Source organism: Polaromonas vacuolata, from assembly GCF_012584515.1.
GTDB classification, from domain to species: Bacteria; Pseudomonadota; Gammaproteobacteria; order Burkholderiales; family Burkholderiaceae_C; genus Polaromonas; species Polaromonas vacuolata.
In genome coordinates, this window is sequence record NZ_CP051461.1 from 1441697 (window position 1) to 1461276 (window position 19580).

Genomic DNA, 19580 nt, shown 5'->3' on the forward strand with positions numbered 1-19580 from the left:
TATGCAGCGCAGCATTTTTAGCCAATCTTGGTTTAGCGTTGCCGATTTAAAGCCACGATTAATCCCGCAAGCACGGATTAATCGCCATGTTTACCGCCAGCAAGTGTGGTTTGTGGTGCAGGATTTGTCAGGCGGGCGCTTTCACCGTTTGTCACCAGGCGCCCACGCGTTGGTGATGAAAATGGATGGGACGCAAACGCTACAAACTTTGTGGGAGCAGGCAAACCAATCCGCCAGTGCTGATCTGTGCACCCAAAATGAAATCGTCGAATTGCTGGTGCAACTGCATGCGGCGAACTTGCTGCAAGCCGATTCCACGCCAGACTCGGCAGCTTTGTTTGAGCGCTTTAAGCGTCAGCGCCAGCAAAAGTTCAAGCAATGGCTTTTTAATCCCATGAGTTTGAAACTGCCTTTGCTAGACCCAGACGGCTTTCTCAACCGCTGTATGCCGCAACTGGCTTGGTGCTTTGGCTGGTCTGGCTTGCTGCTGTGGTTGGCCGTGGTGTTGCCGGCGCTGGTTTGCGCCGGCCAAAACTGGGGCGAGTTGACGCTCAACCTTTCTGACCGCGTCCTGTCGGCAAGCAACTTGTTGGTGATTGCCTTGGTCTATCCAGTGGTCAAAACTTTGCATGAATTGGGCCACGCTTTTGCGACCAAGCATTGGGGCGGTGCGGTGCATGAAATGGGTTTGATGTTTCTCGTCTTCGCGCCGGTTCCCTATGTCGACGCGTCGTCGTCGTCCTCTTTTTCTTCTAAATATCAACGCGCAGTAGTGGCCGCCGCCGGTATGTTGGTAGAGCTGTTTGTCGCCTCTTTAGCCATGTATGTCTGGTTGCTAACTGAGCCTGGCGTGGTGCGCGCAATTGCTTTTAATGTGATGTTGATTGCCGGAGTGTCGACTTTGGTGGTGAACGGCAATCCGCTGCTGCGCTACGACGCTTATTACATTCTCACCGACTTAGTCGAGCTGCCAAACTTGGCCCAGCGTGGGCCTAAGTACCTGACTTATCTGTGGGATAAATACCTGTTTGGCGTGCATGATTCAGAGACTGCGCCACCGACCGAATCCGCCGCCGAGCGGCGTTTGTTGCTGCTCTACACGCCATTGGCTTGGTGCTACCGGACCTTTGTCACGCTATCGATTACTTTGTTTATCGCGGGCGAATTTTTCATCATTGGCATTGTGCTGGCTTTATGGGGCGCTTTTACGCTGGTTGGTATGCCTTTGTGGAAGGCTTACCAACATGTGGCGACCAGTCCTTTGCTGCAACGCCGGCGCGCCCAGGCGGTGAAAGTCTCGCTGCTGTTAATGCTGGCTTTGCTGTTGTTTGGCTTTACGTTTCCCATGCCTTTGCACACCCGTGCACAGGGCGTGGTGTGGCTGCCGGACGAATCGATTTTGCATGCCCAGGGCAGTGGCTTTTTCTTGCCTTGGATGCAAACACCGGGGGCCGAGGTCAAGCGCGGCACGGCACTGTATTTGCTAGAGGACGCGTTACTTGCGAGCGAGTTGGAAGTCAGTCGTGCCAAGCTTGCCGAGCTGCAAGCTAAATACCGCGCCGAACAGTTCACCAATACTGCCAAGGCGGCACTGAGCTTTTCGCAGCTTGAACAGGAGCGTAAAGTTTTGCTGCGAATAGAAGATCGCGCCAGCAAAATGCTAGGCCGCGCACAAGTCGCTGGCACGCTGGTGGCCAGCAAAGCGCAGGACATGCCAGGCCAGTATTACAAAAAAGGCGATTTGCTCGGCTATGTGTTGGATACCAAAGAGTTGATGGTGCGTGTGGTGGTGCAGCAAGACGATATTGATTTGGTGCGCAACCATTGGCGCTCAGCGCATTTGCGCTTGGCCCGACGGGTTGAACAAATCCACGAGGCCACACTTGTGCGCGAGGTCTCGGGCAGTGTCGATGAGTTACCTAGCCCCGCGCTTGGTTTGTCCGGTGGTGGCTTGATTCCCACTTCGCCGAATGATCCGAATGGCATCAAGACCATAGGCCGCGTATTTTTAATTGATTTGAAATTGCCACCCGACACATTGCCACCCGCTTTTGGTGAACGCGTGCACGTGCGTTTTGAACATGGTTTTGAGCCGCCTGCGATTCAGGGTTTACGCCGCTTGCGGCAATTGTTCTTGAGTCGTTTTGGTGTCTGACATACGAGCGCTGATTGCCAATCGCCGTCTTGAGGTGAGTGATGGCGCCTACCATGAGCGCGCTGTGACAGCGCCCGCACCGCTGGAAGAATGGCTGCGCGCTTGGGCTGCGTGTTTATCCGTGACTGGGCGCGGTAATAAACGCAGCAAAGCATTTTTAAAGCACAGCAACTCGCTCGAAGCTAATTTACGCAGCAGCGATGATTTGACCTTGCGACAAGGTTTGAAAGCGGTGGCCAAGCAAATGCAACAACAAGGCTTTTGTGATGCCTTGCTAGCGCAAGCCTTTGCAATTGTGCGGGAAGCTTCGCGCCGCGTGCTGGGAATGCGCCACCATGATGTGCAGTTGCTAGCGGCCTACGTACTGCTGCAAGGCAAGATTGCAGAGATGGCGACAGGTGAGGGTAAAACCTTGGCCGCCACGCTCGCGGTGTGCACGGCTGCTGCATGCGGCGCGGCAGTGCATGTGGTGACGGTGAATGATTATCTCGCCCAGCGTGACGCTGAAAAAATACCCTACTTTTCAAATATTTTTCCTTCACTCTTGGGGTGGTTAAACAAGATATGTCGCTCGAAGAGCGGCGCTCGCAATACGCTTGCGACATTGTTTATGTGTCGAATAAAGAGCTGACTTTTGATTACCTAAAAGACCGAATTGCGCTGGGCGCTACGCTGCAAACACATCAAAAATTGCGCCAGCTCTACCGTCCCGGTGCGCAAGTCGTCACGCTTTTACGCGGCTTACATGTGGCGATTGTGGATGAGGCGGACAGCGTTTTAATTGACGAGGCCAGAACACCGTTAATCATCTCTGAAACCTTGGCGGATGATTTAGATGAGCAGGTTTATGCGCAAGGCATTGTGATCGCCCAAAGCCTGGTCGCAATTGAAGACTATGTGATCAGCCAGCACCGGGATATTTGGCTGTCGCCAGCTGGCCTTGCGCGAATTAGCGCTGCGGCCTCTAGCTTGGCCAGTGTTTGGAGCTCCTTGCTGTGGCAAAAAGAATTGCTACAAAAAGCGCTGATGGCACTGCATCTATTTCATCTCAATGAGCACTACATAGTGCTTGAAAACAAGGTTCAGATAGTCGATGAATTCACCGGCCGTGTGATGCAAGACCGTACATGGGAGCGTGGACTGCATCAGATGATTGAGGCAAAAGAAGGTTGTGAAATTACCGGCCAGCGCAAAACCTTGCAGCAAATTACCTATCAACGGTTTTTCTCTCGTTATCTGCTTTTAGCCGGAATGACCGGAACGGCCAAAGAGGTGGAGCCGGAAATAAAACGCGTGTACGACCTGTCCGCAGTTCGTATTCCCACCCACAAACCGAACCAGCGCTTGCGACTGGCCGATCAAGTGTTTGCCAGCACACAAGAGCGCTGGCAGGCGATCGCCTTGCAGGCGACTGAGCTGGCTGCGCAAGGTCGATCTGTATTGGTTGGTACGCGCTCGGTAGAGGCCTCGGAAACGCTAGGGCGGCTTTTGCAGGCATTTAGCGTGCCGCACACCGTGCTCAATGCAAAGCAAGATAAAGCCGAATCAGAGGCAGTTGAAATGGCCGGGCAGCCGGGGCAGATAACGGTTGCAACCAATATGGCCGGACGCGGCACAGACATCAAACTGTCGGAAAAAGTCAAAGCCAATGGCGGCCTGCATGTGATATTGACAGAGTTTCACGAAAGCGCGCGCGTCGACCGTCAGCTGTTTGGTCGGGCCGCACGCCAAGGCGACCCGGGTACGACAAAAGCCATCGTGTGTTTGCAAGATGAGTTGTTCCGGTTGCACGCACCAGTTTTGAGTCGTTTGCTGGCCCAGTGGTGTGTTGACTCTAGGCCTTTGGGCCGCGCCGTTTTCAGGCTTTTGGTGACGCTGGCGCAATTTAAAGCCGAGAGACGCAATCGGCAGATTCGACTCGCTACCATCAAGCGCGATCGTCAGTGGCAAACCTCTTTGGGATTTATTGGTAGCCATAAAAAGTGATGCGCGTTTTTTTATAGCAGTAATCGTGTTTGCAATTAAGGCGTCAATTTTTCTCGCATTTTTCCGAATTAATTTTGAATTAATTTGGAATTAATTTGGAATAAACCAAGGCTCCAACGCCGTCAAATCAGTGTCTGTGAGTTCCCCTTGCGTAGATTTAAGTTTTAAATAATTCGTGATCATGTCGTAACGAGATTTTTGCAAATCTTTCAGTGCATTGGACAATTGTTGTTGGGCCTGCAATACATCAAGCTCGGTCTTTACACCCGACGTCTTGCCCTTGCGTGCCGCTTGCAGCGCCAGTGTTGTAAATTTATGCGACTGCAATGCAGCGGTTTGTCGCGCGAAACCGGCGTGCCATGCAAACCAAGCTTGTTTAAGGCTTAACTTAGTATTGCGTCTGGCGGCTTCAACATCGTGCATGGCTTTGTCGCGTAAAGCCTCAGCTTCCCCGACTTTTGCTTTTTGAGTGCCGCCGGAATAAAGCGGAATTGTCAGTTGCAGTCCAATAGTCCATTGACGAATTAAATAGCCGTTTTGACCCGGAAATGAACCGACATTTTGTGCATTGCGGGCGTAACTGGCAGTCGCTTCCAAGGTCGGTTCGTGGCCGGCTGATTGTTTGTTAACTTCTTCATTTGCCGCCTCTAAACCGTTGCTGGCGGCGAGTATTGCGGGGTGGTTTAAGTCGGCTTTTTCAAGCCATTGTTCCAAGCTTTGGCTGCGTGGGTCGGGTGCTGGGTAGTCTGTGCTAAAAGCCATAGGCGGGCTGGATGGGAGCCATCCTGTGATTTGTTCTAAAGCCGCAAGTTTGCTGCGCAGCTCATTTTCTGCGCTGCTCTGATCGGCCACAGCTTGGTCGTATTTTGTGCGGGCTTCTTCCAAAACAGGAATTGACACAAGACCATTGCCCGCAGCTCGGCGGGCTTGCTCCCACTGATTTTTATTGGCATTTGTTTGCTGCAAACTAAATGCATTCACGTCTTGCGCATGCATAACGTCAAACCACGCAATAGCCAGGCGAAGGCGTAAATCCTGCTCAGCCAAAGCTAATTGAAAAGCTGCTTGCGCGGCTGCTGCGTTGGCTTGATTAACCGCCACACGACTAGCACTGTGCCAGACATGCTGGGTTAAATTTAATTGCCGGCTGTTGCTGCTATAGCTGTCGTCGGCAGAATCTGACGTGGCTTTTTTAGTTTCATAGTTGCGTTGGTTGGCGCCCTTGTTGATGGACGCGGATAGCTGCGGTAACAAAGCGCCAAATACTTGCTTAGATCTTTCTAACGATGCAACGTATATGGCCTGTGCAGACAGAAATTGCGGATCAGTTTGACGGGCTAAACGCACACTTTCTTGTAGCGTCAATGAGTGTGCTGGCAGTGTTATTGTTATCGCGATAAAACAGATAACGCTGCGTACTACGCGATTAAAAAAAGGCAATTTTTGAGTTCTTGCCGTTAGATTTTTAGGCGAATTCATAAATAAATAAAAAAGATAAGTGCAGTTCTGTCAAGGAAGGCTGCATTCGCGATGATCAATTTAGGTCGAAAATTTTGAGTATATCTACGGCTTTTAATTTGGGATAAACGCACCAAGAAAAAAGGCGGATTGACTTTTATATTTTTCGAAAGTAATTTACTTATCTTAGAAAAATATTTTTAATACATCTCGTTATTTGATGCCATTTCATCCAACTTCACACCATGTCAATTAAATACGCACAAAGATTTTTTAGCCTTTTTTTTTATTTGCAATGTTCAAGCTTTGCTTATGCAGAAAATATTTTTGATTGCCTTATCGAACCCAGTCAAACTGTTGACGTCAGCAGTCCTGTCGTGGGTTTACTTGACAAGGTTTTAGTTAAACGCGGTGATTCTGTAATAAAGGGTCAAGTAGTCGCCAGTCTAGACTCGCACGCAGAAGTTGCCGCTACTGCGCTCGCGCTTTATAAATCAGAAATGCTTGCTCCCGTAGAAGCTGCGCAAACCAAGATTGAATTTTCAAATAAAAAATTTATTCGAAAGAGCGATATGCATGCCAATAATTTCATGTCAGAACAAGAAAAAGATGAGGCGCAATCAGAGCTTAATTTGGCACAAGCCGAGTTAAATTTAGCGCGTGAAAATAAGCAGTTGGCAAAATTAGAATGGCAGCAGCAAAGTAGCTTGCTTAAGCTGCGTACCTTAGTCAGTCCATTTAATGGTGTCGTGGTCGAACAACTGTTGTATCCGGGTGAAATCGTGGAGCCGAGTGGGCAAAAGAAAGTAATTCTCCGGCTTGCCAAACTCGATCCTCTGCGTGTGCGTGTGATTTTGCCTATGCGGATATTTGGAAACATCAACTCCAGCACGCAAGTTGAGGTGAGTCCTGAGCTGCCAATTGGTGGCCATTACGCGGGTCGCGTTAAAGTGGTTGACCGTCTTGTCGATGCAGCTAGCGCTACATTCAGCGTGTATTTGGAAATTCCGAATCCAAAATTAGACATTTCTGTTGGCGTGAAATGTCGTGCGCAGTTTTTAAGTACGGTGGATTTACCAAGAAAATAGATTTTCTTGATGTCCGAAGTCGATTTATATTTTTCGCTAGACTATTTTCACGCTAAATACTGATTCGTTAGCGCCACTTTTAAAACTACCAATGGCCTAAAGTGCTGCGTAGGAGAACCGTGACAGTGCCCACATGTTGGGCACTGGCCGCACCGTGTTAAATGCCAGCGATTAACATTGATTAAGGCTCAATTAAACCGCTGCGATCTCCACCGGTTTACCCAAACTGCGCAGCACATCTCTGACCATTTGCGCTCTGTCTTTGGCTTCTGGCAGTTCGCGTTCAATGCGCAGTTTGTCATTGCCAGCGAGTTTGATGTGGCGGTTTTTTTGTATCAAATGCATGATGGCTAGCGGCTCAATTGGCGGCTCTTTCTTAAACGTGATGTTGATCACGCCCGGTGCTGCATCGACTTTGAGCACGCCGTAGTTTCGCGCAATCACGCGCAGCCTATGTACGTCTATTAAGGTTTGGGCTTGTGCAGGAAGTTTTCCAAAGCGGTCGACGATTTCTTCTAACAGTGAATCGATTTGCGCCGTGGTTTTGGCCGTTGCCAGCTTTTTGTAAAAGCTCAAACGCAGTTGCACATCGCCGCAATAGTCGCTTGGCAGCAAGGCTGGTGCGTGAAGATTGATCTCGGTTGTGACATTGAATGGCGATAGCAGGTCTGGCTCGCGTCCGGCTTTGAGTGATGCCACGGCTTCGTTTAGCATCTCGTTATAAAGCTGAAAGCCAATCTCCATCATGTTGCCGGATTGGTTCTCGCCAAGCACTTCGCCAGTGCCGCGAATTTCTAAATCGTGCATGGCTAAGTAAAAGCCTGATCCCAACTCTTCCATTTGCTGAATGGCGTCTAACCGCTGGCTAGCCCGCTTGGTCAAGCTCTCTATATCGGGCACCATCAAATAAGCATAGGCTTGGTGATGGCTGCGACCAACTCGGCCGCGCAATTGGTGTAGCTGGGCTAGGCCGAATTTATCGGCGCGGCTCATGACGATGGTGTTGGCGGTAGGCACGTCGATACCGGTTTCGATAATCGTTGAGCACAACAGCAGGTTGTAGCGTTGGGCGACGAAGTCTTTCATCACACGTTCGAGTTCGCGTTCTGGCATTTGGCCGTGGGCTACTGCGATGCGGGCTTCGGGTAGCAACACTTCAAGCATTTCGCGGCGGTTTTGAATTGTCTCGACTTCGTTGTGCAAAAAGTAAACTTGCCCACCGCGTTTGAGTTCGCGCAGCACGGCTTCGCGAATCACGCCGCGGCTTTCGCTGCGCACAAAGGTTTTGATGGCCAAGCGCCGCTGTGGTGCGGTGGCGATTATGCTTAAGTCTCTGAGTCCTTCTAAGGCCATGCCCAAGGTGCGCGGAATCGGTGTGGCAGTTAGCGTGAGCACATCGACTTCGGCGCGCATGGATTTCATGGCCTCTTTGTGGCGCACGCCAAAGCGGTGTTCTTCGTCGATGATGAGCAAGCCTAGGCGTTCAAACTTCACATCTTTGCTGAGCAGTTTGTGCGTGCCCACGACTATGTCTATGGTGCCGTCCGCAATGCCTTTAATCGCCGCAGTGATTTCTTTGGCTGATCGAAAACGGCTTAACTCAGCGACTTTTACCGGCCACTTGGCAAACCGGTCTACCAAGGTTTGGTAATGCTGCTCGGCGAGTAATGTGGTGGGTGCTAAAAGAGCGACTTGTTTGCCGCCTGTGATGGCGATAAACGCGGCCCGTAAGGCAACTTCAGTTTTACCAAAACCCACATCGCCGCAGACCAGTCTGTCCATTGGGCGCGGGCTAATCATGTCTTGAATCACTGCATGAATGGCGGCGCTTTGGTCGGCTGTTTCATCAAAGCCAAAGTCGTTGGCAAAGGTTTCATAGTCGCCCGGTGAGTAGCGAAATGCATGGCCTTGGCGGGCCGCGCGGCGCGCATAAATATTCAGTAATTCAGCAGCTGAGTCGCGCACTTGTTCTGCGGCTTTGCGTTTGGCTTTTTCCCACTGGCCGCTGCCTAAGCGGTGCAATGGTGCTTCTTCAGCGCTGACGCCGGTGTAGCGGCTGATGTGGTGGAGTTGGCTGACCGGCACATAAAGGGTGGCGGCGTCAGCGTATTCCAAGTGCAAAAACTCTTGCATCACGGGCGAGCCATCGGGATTTTTTCCCATACCTAAATCAAGATTGATCAGGCCTACATAGCGGCCAATGCCGTGGGCGCTGTGCACGACTGGATCGCCCAAATTGAGTTCGGACAAGTCCTTGATCAAGGCCTCTACATCGCTGACTTGCTCTTGCTTTTTATTGCGTCTGCGCACGCTGATGCCGGCGGCAAATAATTCGGTTTCAGTGACGAAATCGATGTCGCCTTCAAGCCAGCTAAAGCCTTGACCCATGGCGGAAGTGGCAATGCCTAGCTTTTCGCTGCTGGTTTGAAAATCAATCAGTGAGTCAAAAGCGGGTGGACTAACGCCGCTGGCGCGTAAAAAGTCCAGCAGACTTTCGCGCCGGCCATCGCTTTCGGCCAGCAGCAGCACACGCTGCGGTGTGTTGCGAATATGGCTTTTGAGTTTTGCCAGAGGGTCTTCTGCGCCGCGCACCACGGCCATTTCGCCGAGTTTTTGAAACTGTGCGTTATCGGCTACGTCTTCAATGCCGGACTTGAGGGCTAGTTGCGCATATGCATTGGCGCGCGCGTAAAACTGCTCGGCGCTAAGGAATAAGGATTCGGGCGGCAGGGCTGGGCGGTCAGGCGCATCTTTGACTAAGCGGTAACGGTCTTTGGTATCTTGCCAAAAGCGTTGAAAAGCCGGTTCTAAGTCGCCGTGTAATACGACGGTTGCGTCGCTGCCGAGGTAGTCAAAAACTGTGGCCGTGTCATCGAAAAACAGTGGCAAGTAATACTCGATACCGGCTGTCGCTACGCCATTGCCAATATCTTTGTAGATACGACTTTTGGTCGGATCTCCTTCAAGCAACTCGCGCCAGCGGCTGCGAAAACGGGTGCGGGCATCGTTGTCCATGGGGAACTCTCGGCCCGGTAACAAACGAATTTCTGGCACTGGGTAAAGGCTGCGCTGGCTGTCTGGGTCGAAGGTTCGTATCGAGTCGATTTCATCGTCAAACAGGTCAACGCGAAACGGCACCAACGAGCCCATGGGAAATAAGTCTATTAAGCCGCCGCGCACCGCATACTCGCCCGGACTCACAACTTGGGTCACGTGGCTGTATCCCGCCAGCGTTAGCTGGGCTTTAAGACGGGCTTCATCTAACTTTTGTTTGACCTTAAATTCAAACGTATAGCCGGCCAAAAAGCTGGGCGGTGCAAGCCGGTAAAGCGCGGTGGTGGCGGGGACAATAATCAAGTCGGCGCCGAGTTCGCGGTCGCGCTGCGAGATGCGCCAGAGCGTCGCTAGGCGCTCGCTAATCAGGTCTTGGTGCGGCGAGAAACTGTCGTAGGGCAGGGTCTCCCAATCAGGGAACAACGCGCAGCGCAGATCGGGTGCGAAAAAAGCGATCTCAGCTAGCAGGCGCTGGGCGGTTGCGGCGTCTGAGGTGATGACTGCTGTTGGCCTTCCGGCGGCTTTCTCGCGCAGGCCAAGTTTGGCAATTAGCAAGGTATCGGCTGAACCCACAGGCTGTGGCAGGGTGTAGCGTTTGCCGGGGGTGAGTTTTGGAATCTCCATGTGGTCTTGTTGTCCCGATGTCTTAGTGACTAAGTGTTTGTTGCGCATTGCGTTAAAAAGCCTTGAGTCCCATGCAAAACACCCCCAAGCCTGAGGCGGTGGGGGGATGGTTGGCGTCAATAGTATGTATTTTAGAATCTATGATGCTGGCATGACGCTAGACGCACCAAAATCCCTTCAGCCCAAGGCCAATCGCCATGCAACCGAGCTGGCTGAGCCGCCACTGACGCCCTCATTGTCGTCATTGCAGTCGGCGCAAGCAGCGCCTGAGTCCGCGCAGTTTTTTGTATTGATACCCTGCGCGGGTCACGGCAGTCGCGCCGGCAGAGACGGCCCGAAACAATATCAACACTTGTTGGGCAAAGCCATGGTTTGGCATACGCTGCAGGCGTTTCGCCAGCTCGGTGCTGCGCTGAGTGCTGTTGCGGTGGTGGTGGCGCCAGATGACACAGGCTTTGAGATTGCCTGTCCCGATTTCGGCCAGTCCAACGAGCGGCGCTTTTGTGTTGGCGGTGCGACTCGTGCCGATTCCGTGCTGGCTGGTTTGCGTGAACTTGAGCTGTCTGGTGCGAGTCAGGATGACTGGGTGTTAGTCCATGATGCGGCCCGCTGTTTGATTGAGCCGGCGCAAATTTTGGCGTTGATCGCCGCTTGCCGCAATGATGCAGTCGGTGGCCTGTTGGCGCTGCCTTTGGCCGATACGCTGAAAACTGCAATCAACGGCCGAATTGCAACGACCTTAAACCGAGATGGCAAATGGTTGGCGCAAACCCCGCAAATGTTTCGTCTTGGCCCCTTGATTCAGGCCATGCTAAGTGCCGGAACTTTGGTGACGGACGAGTCCAGTGCGATGGAGTTTGTTGGCTTGTCTCCTTTACTAGTAGCGGGCAGCGCGCAAAATTTCAAGGTCACTTATCCAGCGGATTTTGCGCTGGCTGAGGCGGTTCTCTCGAGTCGGATTTAATTTTTAAAAGGTAGTTTTATGAGCGTAGATTTTCGGATTGGTGAGGGCTGGGACACGCACGCTCTGGTGCCGGGGCGCAAGCTAATATTGGGCGGTGTTGAAGTGCCGCACAGCACCGGATTGCTGGGCCATTCAGACGCTGATGTTTTGGTTCATGCTGTGATTGATGCACTACTGGGTGCCACTGGCATGGGCGATATTGGACGCATGTTTCCAGACACCGATATAAATTTTAAGGGCGCTGACTCTATGCTGCTGCTCAAAGAAGCGGGACGCCGATTGGCCGCTGCAGGCTTTCAGATTGGCAATATAGACAGCACCGTAATCGCTCAGGCGCCCAAACTAGCAACGCATATTCCGGCTATGCAGCAAGGCATTGCAGCGGCCTTGGGTTTGGCGATTGGGCGGGTTAATGTGAAGGCCAAGACAGCCGAAAAACTCGGGCCTGTAGGGCAGGGCTTGAGTATGGAGGCGCGGGCAGTGGCACTGGTTTTCTATGCGACGGCTGTTTGAGCTTGGCTTTTACTCATTGGTTAAGCACCAAGCTACTTTGCTGACTTCTATACCCGCTTAACCCCGGGGTAGCTTGATGTGCGCCACCAGCCCGCCGGTCGCAGTGTTTGCTAATACAAACATTCCGCCCATGCGCTGAATAGTTCTCTCGACAATGGCTAAACCCAGACCAGCGCCAGTGGCCGACGTGCGTGCTGCATCGCCGCGAAAAAACGGCCGAGTGAGCTTGGGTAGGGTCTCGCTAGAAACCCCCATGCCGTGGTCACGCAGCTTAATCTGAACCCATTTGTCTCGCGCTGTGGCGACTATCTCAACCATGGCAACGCCTGTTTCTGGTGTTTTTCCATAACGGCGCGCATTCTCGACCAAGTTTGAAATCACTCGTAGCAGCTCGATTTCATCGGCCAGTACATCAATATCCTGGGTAATTTTTACACTGATGCGCAGGTCGTCGTATTCCTTAACGCCATAGACCGCCGCTTCTATGACCGCATTTAACGAGATAGGGGAAAGTTGTACTGGGTCTAGTCTTGCGTAGTCTAAAAACTTGTCAATGATGGCATCTAACTGGGTGATGTCGGCAGCCATGTGGGCGCGCGCCTCTTCGTCGCTTACGCTCATTTCAGTTTCTAATCGCAGCCGCGCCAAAGGGGTTCGTAAATCGTGTGAAATGCCGGCGAGCATGATGACTCTGTCTTGCTCAACCTTGGATAGCTGTTCTGCCATGCGGTTAAAGCCGATATTGACTTCACGTATTTCGCTAGTGGCAACGTGCTCGTCAAGACGGCTGGCATCGAAGTCGCCGTCTCGCATACGGCTGGCCGCAAACGACAACTCTTTGAGCGGTTTGTTAATTAAGCGTGCAATGAATGCTGCACCTGTGAGTGATAAAGCCGCTGCTGTAATTAACCAGATGATCCAAGTCGAGCTGTGTGAAGGTCCGACGCGGGATTGATCGGTGAGCAGCCAGTATTTGTCGCCATCAATGTCAAACCCGACCCAGAAGCCAGTTTCGCCATTGACTGATTTCGCCACTATGGTGTTGCTACCCAGTCGGGTGATAAGCGCTTCGCTGATGCGCTCGCCTAATTCATTTTTAGAGAACAGCACATAACTGTCTTTGGCTTCGCGCGCGCTGATGTTGACTTGCTCTTCATCTGCCAATGTTTTGATAAGTGCCAAGCGTGCTATCGAGTCTGAATAGCGTAATGCAGCGCGGCTCAAGTTAACCAATGAGGTGAGTTGCTGCGCGCTTTGTAAGGCGCGCGGTTCAGATTCAAGCGAGCGAAAGGTTTGCAGCCAAGCAATGCTTGAGCCCAGCAAAAGCAATGCGAGAAAGAAAAAAGTTCGCCAGAACAGGCTTATGCCGTGACCAGTATGTGACTCTATTGCCGTTGGTAATGCTTCTTCGGTGAAGTGTTTGGAGTGCTCCATAAATGAATAATACCTACCGTATGAACTCAGGGATTAACATGAAGATTTAACGATGTACATCATGTTGCATAGTTGCAAAGTACTATTCTTAATAAAATCTGCGAGTAGCTACATAACTCACCAGCGGTGAGTCTCTTGCATGTGTTCGCCTTTAGTTTGTGCCGTCCGGCACGAATACATAACCGACGCCCCAGACAGTTTGTATGTAGCGTGGAACTGCGGCATCGACTTCGATTAGTTTGCGCAGACGTGATACCTGCACGTCAAGACTTCTGTCAAAAGGTTCGAACTCGCGACCACGCGCAAGTTGAGCCAGCTTTTCACGCGACAAAGGTTGGCGTGGATGGCGTACCAAAGTTTTAAGCATGGCGAATTCGCCAGTCGTCAAAGGCAATTCATCGCCATTTTTGTGCAATGTCCGCAGGCCCATATCGAACGAGAAGGGACCAAAAGTAATGATTTCTTGGTCAATGGATGGCGCACCAGGCACTTCAACCGTAGGCCGACGCCGTAGAACGGCGTGTATACGAGCTAGCAACTCACGTGGGTTGAACGGTTTGGATAGATAGTCGTCAGCGCCTACCTCTAAGCCTACGATGCGGTCTACATCTTCGCCCTTGGCGGTCAGCATGATGATGGGAGTGCGGTCGTTGGCGGCGCGCAGGCGGCGGCAAATCGACAAACCATCTTCGCCTGGCATCATCAAGTCCAACACGATCAGGTCAACTGCATCGCGCAACATAATTCTGTTGAGCGCTTTACTGTCTTCTGCTGCCAGAACTTCAAAGCCTTCTTGGGCCAGATAACGGCGAAGCAAGTCGCGAATCCTAGCATCGTCATCTAGGATAAGAATTTTGTCGGGGCGAGAAGAAGTGGAAACTTGATTCATATTTATTTACTAATTTGTAACAGATCTATTTTGCAGTCTTAATTTGCTCATTACCGTTTATTTTTGTAACTTTGACATACTGTTACAAGACTAACGGGCTTGTATCTGTGGAGTGTTAGCCTTGCAAATGCGGTCTTGCGCACTTGTTTTTCGTATTTTGGGAATTTTTAGAGTTTTTCCACAAGATTTAATTAGCGCTATGCGAAGCTTTTTTTATTCGTTTATTGCAGATTTAATTTTCGGATTTATGATTATTTATTCAGGGTTTTATCTAATTCGCAACTAGCGTTTAAGTGAAGTTTTATTTTGAGATAAAAGGAAAATCCTTGTTATGTATAAAAATATTTTTCTATCCTTTGCTTTTCTAGCTTGCGTCAATGGGCTTCATGCGCAAACCAGTTCAGACGTTGTTATTCAAAACGTCGCCAAATTCTCTGCGACCAGCACAGTAGAAGTCCAACAGGATTTGCTGACGATTGTTATGAATACCGCCCGTGAAGGGCTTGATGCTGAGGTGGTTCAAGCACAGCTAAAGCAGGCGCTTAACAGTGCATTAAAAATTGCAAAGTCAGCAGTTGTTGGCGGACAAATGGAGGTCAGTACCGGCAGCTTCAGTCTCTACCCTCGCTATAGCAAAGAAGGCAAGATTAATGGCTGGCAAGGTACGGTAGAGTTGCTGTTAGAAGGTCGAGATTTCTCATTGATTACGGCTACAAGCGGAAAAATTCAGACGTTAACCATAGGCAATATTAGTTTCTCATTGAGTCGCGAGCAGCGCTTACGTGTGGAATCTGATGCACAAGCTGCAGCCATTGCAGGATTTAGAACTAAGGCAGAACAAGTTAGCAAAAGCTTTGGTTTTAATACCTACACTTTGCGTGAAATATCTGTCAACGCTAACAACCAAGGCAGTAATTCGCCGCAACGAATGACTGCAATGGCGGTGTCTTCTAGCCCCTCAGAGTCAGTGCCGGTAGAGGCCGGCAAAAGTACTGTGAGTGTGACGGCCAGTGGTTCGGTTCAAATGCGCTAAAGCTCTTGCGATCTTTAGCGCCAATGGCCGTGGTCCTTTAAGTTATTAAAACTTGTACTTCAAACCTATGCTGGTATTGCCAATGGTTTCTTTGTTGCCGCCGGCAAACTTTAGCTTGTGTTCGTCGTAACGCACAACTGCTGACCAGTTGGTGTTGATTGCGTATTCAGCGCCAACGCCGTAACTGATGCCCAGACCGCTTTCGGTGCCGGTCGCAATACCAGCTGCTGCATTAGCTGTCGTATCGGTATGGCCGTAAATAGCACCAACACGGCCTGTGACAGCAAACACGTCGTTGACTGGGAGCTTGCCAACCAGGCTCAAATCAATGCCGTAAGCTTTTGTGTTGCCGCCGGCGCGCTCAATGCGGCCGAAGTCGGTGTAACCCAATTCCATGCCGAAGTTCTTGTTGAAGTAACCGCCGCCATAAATACTGTATGAAGTGTCGTTCTTTTCAGAGTTGAAACGACCAAAGCCGCCGTTGGGCGCTTTGAAATTGGACTCACCGACGTTAAAACCAATATAACTAGTGCCTGGCACGTAGTAAGAGTTTTTAGCCATTGCTGAGGTCTGCGCCTGTGCAGCGCCCATGGCCAAGGTTAGACCCGCGGCTAGCAGAACTAAACGTGGAAATGCAGCGCGCGACTTTGTTGAGATAATTTGAGTTTTCACTTGACTGAAGTCCTTTGAATTTTTTGTGCTTTTGGCATTGCTGCCGCACAATGGGTAGATAGATCTCTAACTATAAGTAGCGCAAACACCTCAATCTGTAGGATGGTGTTGATAGCATCTGTAGGCGTCAGATTTATCGTGTTTCCATCTGGTAAAGAAGTCTAAATTTCATTAAATTTAGACTTCTTTACACGTATTTTGGGGAACTTTTTTGCTTCATTCATCAATTTTCGACGACTCGTCAATGCTTAAACAAGTCCTCAAACACGCGCAATTAAAACCATGAATTTATCCATTTCATCTTTTGTGCGCAGCCTAGCGGGCAGTTCTGCGCTGGTGCTTGACTCGCCACATAGCGGCACGCAATACCCTGGGGATTTCGGTTTCGTTTGCGCTTACGAATTGCTGCGCACAGCAGAGGATTCACACGTCGAAAAGCTCTATGACTTTGCGCCTGACTTGGGCGCTCACTGGGTCGAGGCACTTTTTCCGCGCAGCTATCTCGACGCCAATCGCAATCTGACCGAGATCGATATCAGTATGTTGGACGCACCCTGGCCGCTGCCGGTTGAGACTGATCCCGTGATCATGTCCAAAGTTCGTTTAGGCAAAGGCTTAATTTGGCGTGCTACCGATGATGGTCAGCCAATTTATGCGCGCAAACTTTCGGTGGCTGAAGTTAGGCTCCGGATTCGCAATTGCTGGCAGCCTTACCATGATGCGGTTGGGCAGGCGATTGCTGCTGCACACCAGCAACATGGTTTTAGCATTCATATCAACTGTCACTCTATGCCATCCGTGGCCGCGAGTGCAGCAACCGATTTTCCGGGTGAAGTTCATCCCGATTTTGTGATTGGCGACAGGGATGGCAGTACTGCCAACCCGGCGTTATCCGATCTGATTGCCAAACACTTGCGCGCTCTGGGTTATCAAGTCGCCTACAACCACCCTTATAAAGGTGTCGAGTTGGTCAGACGCTATGGCGAGCCAGCCCAGCAGCGTCACAGTATTCAGTTAGAAATCAATCGCAATCTTTATATGAACGAGAAAAGCTTTGCGCTCACCGAAGGCTTTGCTCAGCTCAAGTTGTCGCTGCATTCTTTGCTGTCTATGTTGCTAGCAATAGACACGCGCAAACTTTAATTGCTAACACCCGAATACGCCGATCCTCGAATATGCCGATTCTCCGGTCGGCGGTTTTTCGGCTTAACCGCTTGCTGCGCAGTGTCGGCCAAATCTAGCCATTGCTATCATTCGTATGATGAATACAAAAGAAACAATAGATAGCGTTGATTGCGTGGTGATTGGCGCTGGCGTGGTTGGTTTGGCTGTCGCTAGAGCGTTGGCGTTAGCTGGCCGCGAGGTAATTGTTCTCGAAGCGGCGGATGCTATCGGCACGGGCACCAGTTCACGTAATAGCGAAGTAATTCATGCCGGCATTTATTACCCAAAGGACTCGCTTAAAGCCAAGCTGTGCGTAGAAGGCAGCCGCATGCTGTATGCGTATTGCCAAGAGCGCGGTGTGGGTCATAGCCGCTGCGGCAAGTTAATTGTGGCGACTACCCAAGCGCAAAGCGCGCAGCTGCAAATCATTTTGGACAAGGCTATCAACAATGGTGTGCAGGGCATGGTGCTGCTAGGGCGTGAGGAGGCAAGAATGCTAGAGCCGCAGCTAGAATGCGTGGCTGCGCTGCATTCACCCAATACGGGCATCGTCGACAGCCACGCTTTTATGCTCAGTTTGCAGGGGGATCTTGAAAACGCTGGCGGCGCTGTGGTTCTCAATACCATCGTTGACAGTGTTGATCTTGGCATGCCTGGTCGCCTATTGGTGCAAACCGCTGACGGCACGCGCTTATCCACCAACACCTTAATCAATGCTGCGGGGCTTTATGCGCCGACTTTGGCAGCGCGCTTTGCGGGACTTGATGCGCGTTTTGTGCCGCCCGCTTTTTATGCCAAGGGCAATTACTTCACGCTGGCCGGCCGTTCGCCTTTTTCACGCTTGATTTATCCGGTGCCCGAGTCAGCCGGATTAGGCGTGCATTTAACTATCGATTTAGGCGGTCAAGCTAAGTTTGGACCGGATGTGGAGTGGGTAGCAACGCCCACAGACTTGGTTGTCGATGCCGCGCGCGGTGACGCGTTTTATGCTGAAGTGCGTAAATACTGGCCGGCCTTGCCCGACGGTGCGCTGCAGGCAGGTTATGCCGGCATTCGGCCGAAAATTAACGGGCCAGACGATGCGGCAAGTGACTTTCTGATTCAAGGCCCTAGCGAACATGGTGTGGCAGGTTTGGTCAACTTATTTGGTATTGAGTCTCCTGGTTTGACTAGTGCTTTGGCACTGGCTGAGCATGTTAGAAAAAAGTTTGAATAATCAGGAGCTAATTTGTAACTGCCTTTAATTTAAACAATGAAGACATTTTTTTGGTTTTTCTTTCCTCGGGATACCCCTAGTTAAAAATCACTCTTTAGCCTGTTCTGCTCGTGCTGACGGCGTTACAGTGATACGGGTACATTTCTTGCGTCTGAGTTTTTAGTGCATCTGCGAGCGATTTGCTCTGTGTATTTTATGAATGGAGAAACCATGTTGAAACTGTTGAAAAAATCCGGCCTAGCTTGTGCGGCTCTGGCAACGTTGGCAATTGTCTCAATGCCCGCCCACGCTGGCAAAACGTTAGACGCCATTAAGGCCAGAGGTCAAGTGATTTGCGGCGTGAATGTTGGGTTAGCCGGCTTTTCTGGTGCTGACAGTAATGGCGTATGGACGGGATTAGATGTCGACGTTTGCAAAGCAATCGCCGCCGCCACGCTGGGAGACGCTAACAAAGTTAAGTGGGTACCACTCAACGCCCAGCAGCGCTTTACCGCATTGCAGTCTGGTGAGATCGACATTTTGTCGCGCAATACTACTTTTTCACTGAGTCGCGATGCGTCTCTCGGCTTGTCAATTACCGCTGTGACCTACTACGACGGCCAAGGTTTTATGGTCCCGGCGAAAAGCAAAGTCACCAGCGCCAAGCAGTTAAAAGGTGCGACGGTATGTGTGCAATCCGGCACGACGACTGAGAAAAATCTCTCGGACTACAGCCGCGCCAATAATTTGTCACTCAAGCCTATCGTGTTTGAAAAACAAGAAGCTGTTAACGCCGCTTATTTTTCGGGCCGTTGCCAGGCTTATACAACTGATGCATCTGGCTTAGCATCCGTGCGTAACAAAGAAGCGCGTGTTCCAACCGATCACATCATCTTGCCAGATCTCATCTCCAAAGAGCCATTAGGCCCAATGGTTAGGCGTGGTGATGACGAATGGGCAGCTATTGCCAAGTGGGTGATTTACGGTCTGGTTGAAGCCGAAGAGTATGGAATCACTCAAGCCAATGTAGATGCTATGCAAAAAGATAGCAAAGACCCAGTGGTCTCACGCTTGACGGGTAGCGGTGAAGACATTGGTAAGCTGCTTGGTTTGGATAAAGACTGGCTGGTTCGATCCATCAAGGCTGTGGGTAATTACGGCGAAATTTTCGAACGTAACGTTGGCCCTAAAACTGCGTTGGCCTTGCCGCGCGGTGCCAATAACCAGTGGAACAAGGGCGGTCAGATGTACGCCTACCCGCTGCGTTAAGCCGGTATTCAATTAGCTCTAAAGCTGCTTTTGAAACGACTTTTACACTAACTGCCTAACGGGCCAATCCGCGTATCAGTGC

At 50.9% G+C, this 19580-nt stretch carries 13 protein-coding genes and 1 pseudogene; 9 read left to right on the forward strand and 5 right to left on the reverse strand.

All coding sequences use genetic code 11. The features are described from left to right. The first annotated feature begins 1 nt into the window (after window position 1). Together HC248_RS06575 and HC248_RS17935 are read left to right on the forward strand one after the other, a co-directional pair. Window positions 2-2155: an HlyD family efflux transporter periplasmic adaptor subunit gene (locus HC248_RS06575; protein ID WP_168921808.1), complete on the forward strand. Its 2154-nt coding sequence runs from the start codon at window positions 2-4 to the stop codon at window positions 2153-2155. 121 nt (window positions 2156-2276) lie between these two features. After that, window positions 2277-4141 (forward strand): annotated as a pseudogene (locus HC248_RS17935) (preprotein translocase subunit SecA). Window positions 4142-4231: 90 nt separating this feature from the next. Here HC248_RS17935 and HC248_RS06585 read toward each other — a convergent pair. Then, window positions 4232-5506 carry a TolC family outer membrane protein gene (locus tag HC248_RS06585; RefSeq protein WP_168921809.1) on the reverse strand — a complete coding sequence of 425 codons (1275 nt, stop codon included), beginning with the start codon at window positions 5504-5506 and terminating at the stop codon, window positions 4232-4234. Window positions 5507-5844: 338 nt separating this feature from the next. On the opposite strand from HC248_RS06585, the gene HC248_RS06590 reads away from it, so the two are divergent. After that, window positions 5845-6687, forward strand: a complete 843-nt coding sequence (locus tag HC248_RS06590; protein WP_168921810.1) for an efflux RND transporter periplasmic adaptor subunit — start codon at window positions 5845-5847, stop codon at window positions 6685-6687. Between the two features lie 192 nt (window positions 6688-6879). On the opposite strand, the gene mfd is transcribed toward HC248_RS06590, so the two are convergent. Continuing rightward, on the reverse strand, window positions 6880-10365 hold the full coding sequence (mfd, locus tag HC248_RS06595) for a transcription-repair coupling factor (protein WP_168923715.1): 3486 nt from the start codon (window positions 10363-10365) through the stop codon (window positions 6880-6882). A gap of 124 nt (window positions 10366-10489) precedes the next feature. On the opposite strand from mfd, the gene ispD reads away from it, so the two are divergent. Both ispD and ispF read left to right on the forward strand, forming a co-directional pair. After that, the gene (gene ispD / locus HC248_RS06600) at window positions 10490-11329 is read left to right on the forward strand and encodes a 2-C-methyl-D-erythritol 4-phosphate cytidylyltransferase (protein ID WP_238342745.1); all 840 of its coding nucleotides are present in this window, start codon (window positions 10490-10492) and stop codon (window positions 11327-11329) included. 18 nt (window positions 11330-11347) lie between these two features. Next, window positions 11348-11842, forward strand: coding sequence for a 2-C-methyl-D-erythritol 2,4-cyclodiphosphate synthase (ispF, locus tag HC248_RS06605; RefSeq protein WP_168921811.1), 495 nt, complete (start codon window positions 11348-11350; stop codon window positions 11840-11842). Window positions 11843-11899: 57 nt separating this feature from the next. On the opposite strand, the gene HC248_RS06610 is transcribed toward ispF, so the two are convergent. Together HC248_RS06610 and ompR are read right to left on the reverse strand one after the other, a co-directional pair. Beyond that, window positions 11900-13276, reverse strand: coding sequence for a sensor histidine kinase (locus HC248_RS06610; protein WP_168921812.1), 1377 nt, complete (start codon window positions 13274-13276; stop codon window positions 11900-11902). 151 nt (window positions 13277-13427) lie between these two features. Further along, complete coding sequence (gene ompR / locus HC248_RS06615) at window positions 13428-14165, reverse strand: osmolarity response regulator transcription factor OmpR (protein WP_168921813.1); 738 nt, start codon at window positions 14163-14165, stop codon at window positions 13428-13430. 331 nt (window positions 14166-14496) lie between these two features. On the opposite strand from ompR, the gene HC248_RS06620 reads away from it, so the two are divergent. After that, the gene (locus HC248_RS06620; RefSeq protein ID WP_168921814.1) at window positions 14497-15198 is read left to right on the forward strand and encodes an SIMPL domain-containing protein; all 702 of its coding nucleotides are present in this window, start codon (window positions 14497-14499) and stop codon (window positions 15196-15198) included. Window positions 15199-15243: 45 nt separating this feature from the next. On the opposite strand, the gene HC248_RS06625 is transcribed toward HC248_RS06620, so the two are convergent. Beyond that, entirely contained in the window at window positions 15244-15870 is a 627-nt protein-coding gene (locus tag HC248_RS06625; RefSeq protein WP_238342746.1) for an outer membrane beta-barrel protein, read from the reverse strand. Window positions 15871-16152: 282 nt separating this feature from the next. Here HC248_RS06625 and HC248_RS06630 point away from each other — a divergent pair, with 282 nt between their 5' ends. From HC248_RS06630 to HC248_RS06640, 3 genes are all read left to right on the forward strand, one after another. Then, the gene (locus HC248_RS06630; RefSeq protein WP_168921815.1) at window positions 16153-17013 is read left to right on the forward strand and encodes an N-formylglutamate amidohydrolase; all 861 of its coding nucleotides are present in this window, start codon (window positions 16153-16155) and stop codon (window positions 17011-17013) included. Window positions 17014-17128: 115 nt separating this feature from the next. After that, window positions 17129-18250: an NAD(P)/FAD-dependent oxidoreductase gene (locus HC248_RS06635; protein ID WP_238342747.1), complete on the forward strand. Its 1122-nt coding sequence runs from the start codon at window positions 17129-17131 to the stop codon at window positions 18248-18250. A gap of 210 nt (window positions 18251-18460) precedes the next feature. Beyond that, entirely contained in the window at window positions 18461-19498 is a 1038-nt protein-coding gene (locus HC248_RS06640; protein WP_168921816.1) for an amino acid ABC transporter substrate-binding protein, read from the forward strand. Window positions 19499-19580 lie beyond the last annotated feature (82 nt).

Bases quoted from the DNA above. Each gene is read 5' to 3' on its own strand.
- HC248_RS06575 (WP_168921808.1), top strand. From the start codon at position 2: ATGCAGCGCAGCATTTTTAGCCAATCTTGGTTTAGCGTTGCCGATTTA.
- HC248_RS06590 (WP_168921810.1), top strand. From the start codon at position 5,845: ATGTCAATTAAATACGCACAAAGATTTTTTAGCCTTTTTTTTTATTTG.
- mfd (WP_168923715.1), bottom strand. From the start codon at position 10,365: ATGGAGATTCCAAAACTCACCCCCGGCAAACGCTACACCCTGCCACAG.
- ispD (WP_238342745.1), top strand. From the start codon at position 10,490: ATGTATTTTAGAATCTATGATGCTGGCATGACGCTAGACGCACCAAAA.
- ispF (WP_168921811.1), top strand. From the start codon at position 11,348: ATGAGCGTAGATTTTCGGATTGGTGAGGGCTGGGACACGCACGCTCTG.
- HC248_RS06610 (WP_168921812.1), bottom strand. From the start codon at position 13,276: ATGGAGCACTCCAAACACTTCACCGAAGAAGCATTACCAACGGCAATA.
- ompR (WP_168921813.1), bottom strand. From the start codon at position 14,165: ATGAATCAAGTTTCCACTTCTTCTCGCCCCGACAAAATTCTTATCCTA.
- HC248_RS06620 (WP_168921814.1), top strand. From the start codon at position 14,497: ATGTATAAAAATATTTTTCTATCCTTTGCTTTTCTAGCTTGCGTCAAT.
- HC248_RS06630 (WP_168921815.1), top strand. From the start codon at position 16,153: ATGAATTTATCCATTTCATCTTTTGTGCGCAGCCTAGCGGGCAGTTCT.
- HC248_RS06635 (WP_238342747.1), top strand. From the start codon at position 17,129: ATGATGAATACAAAAGAAACAATAGATAGCGTTGATTGCGTGGTGATT.
- HC248_RS06640 (WP_168921816.1), top strand. From the start codon at position 18,461: ATGTTGAAACTGTTGAAAAAATCCGGCCTAGCTTGTGCGGCTCTGGCA.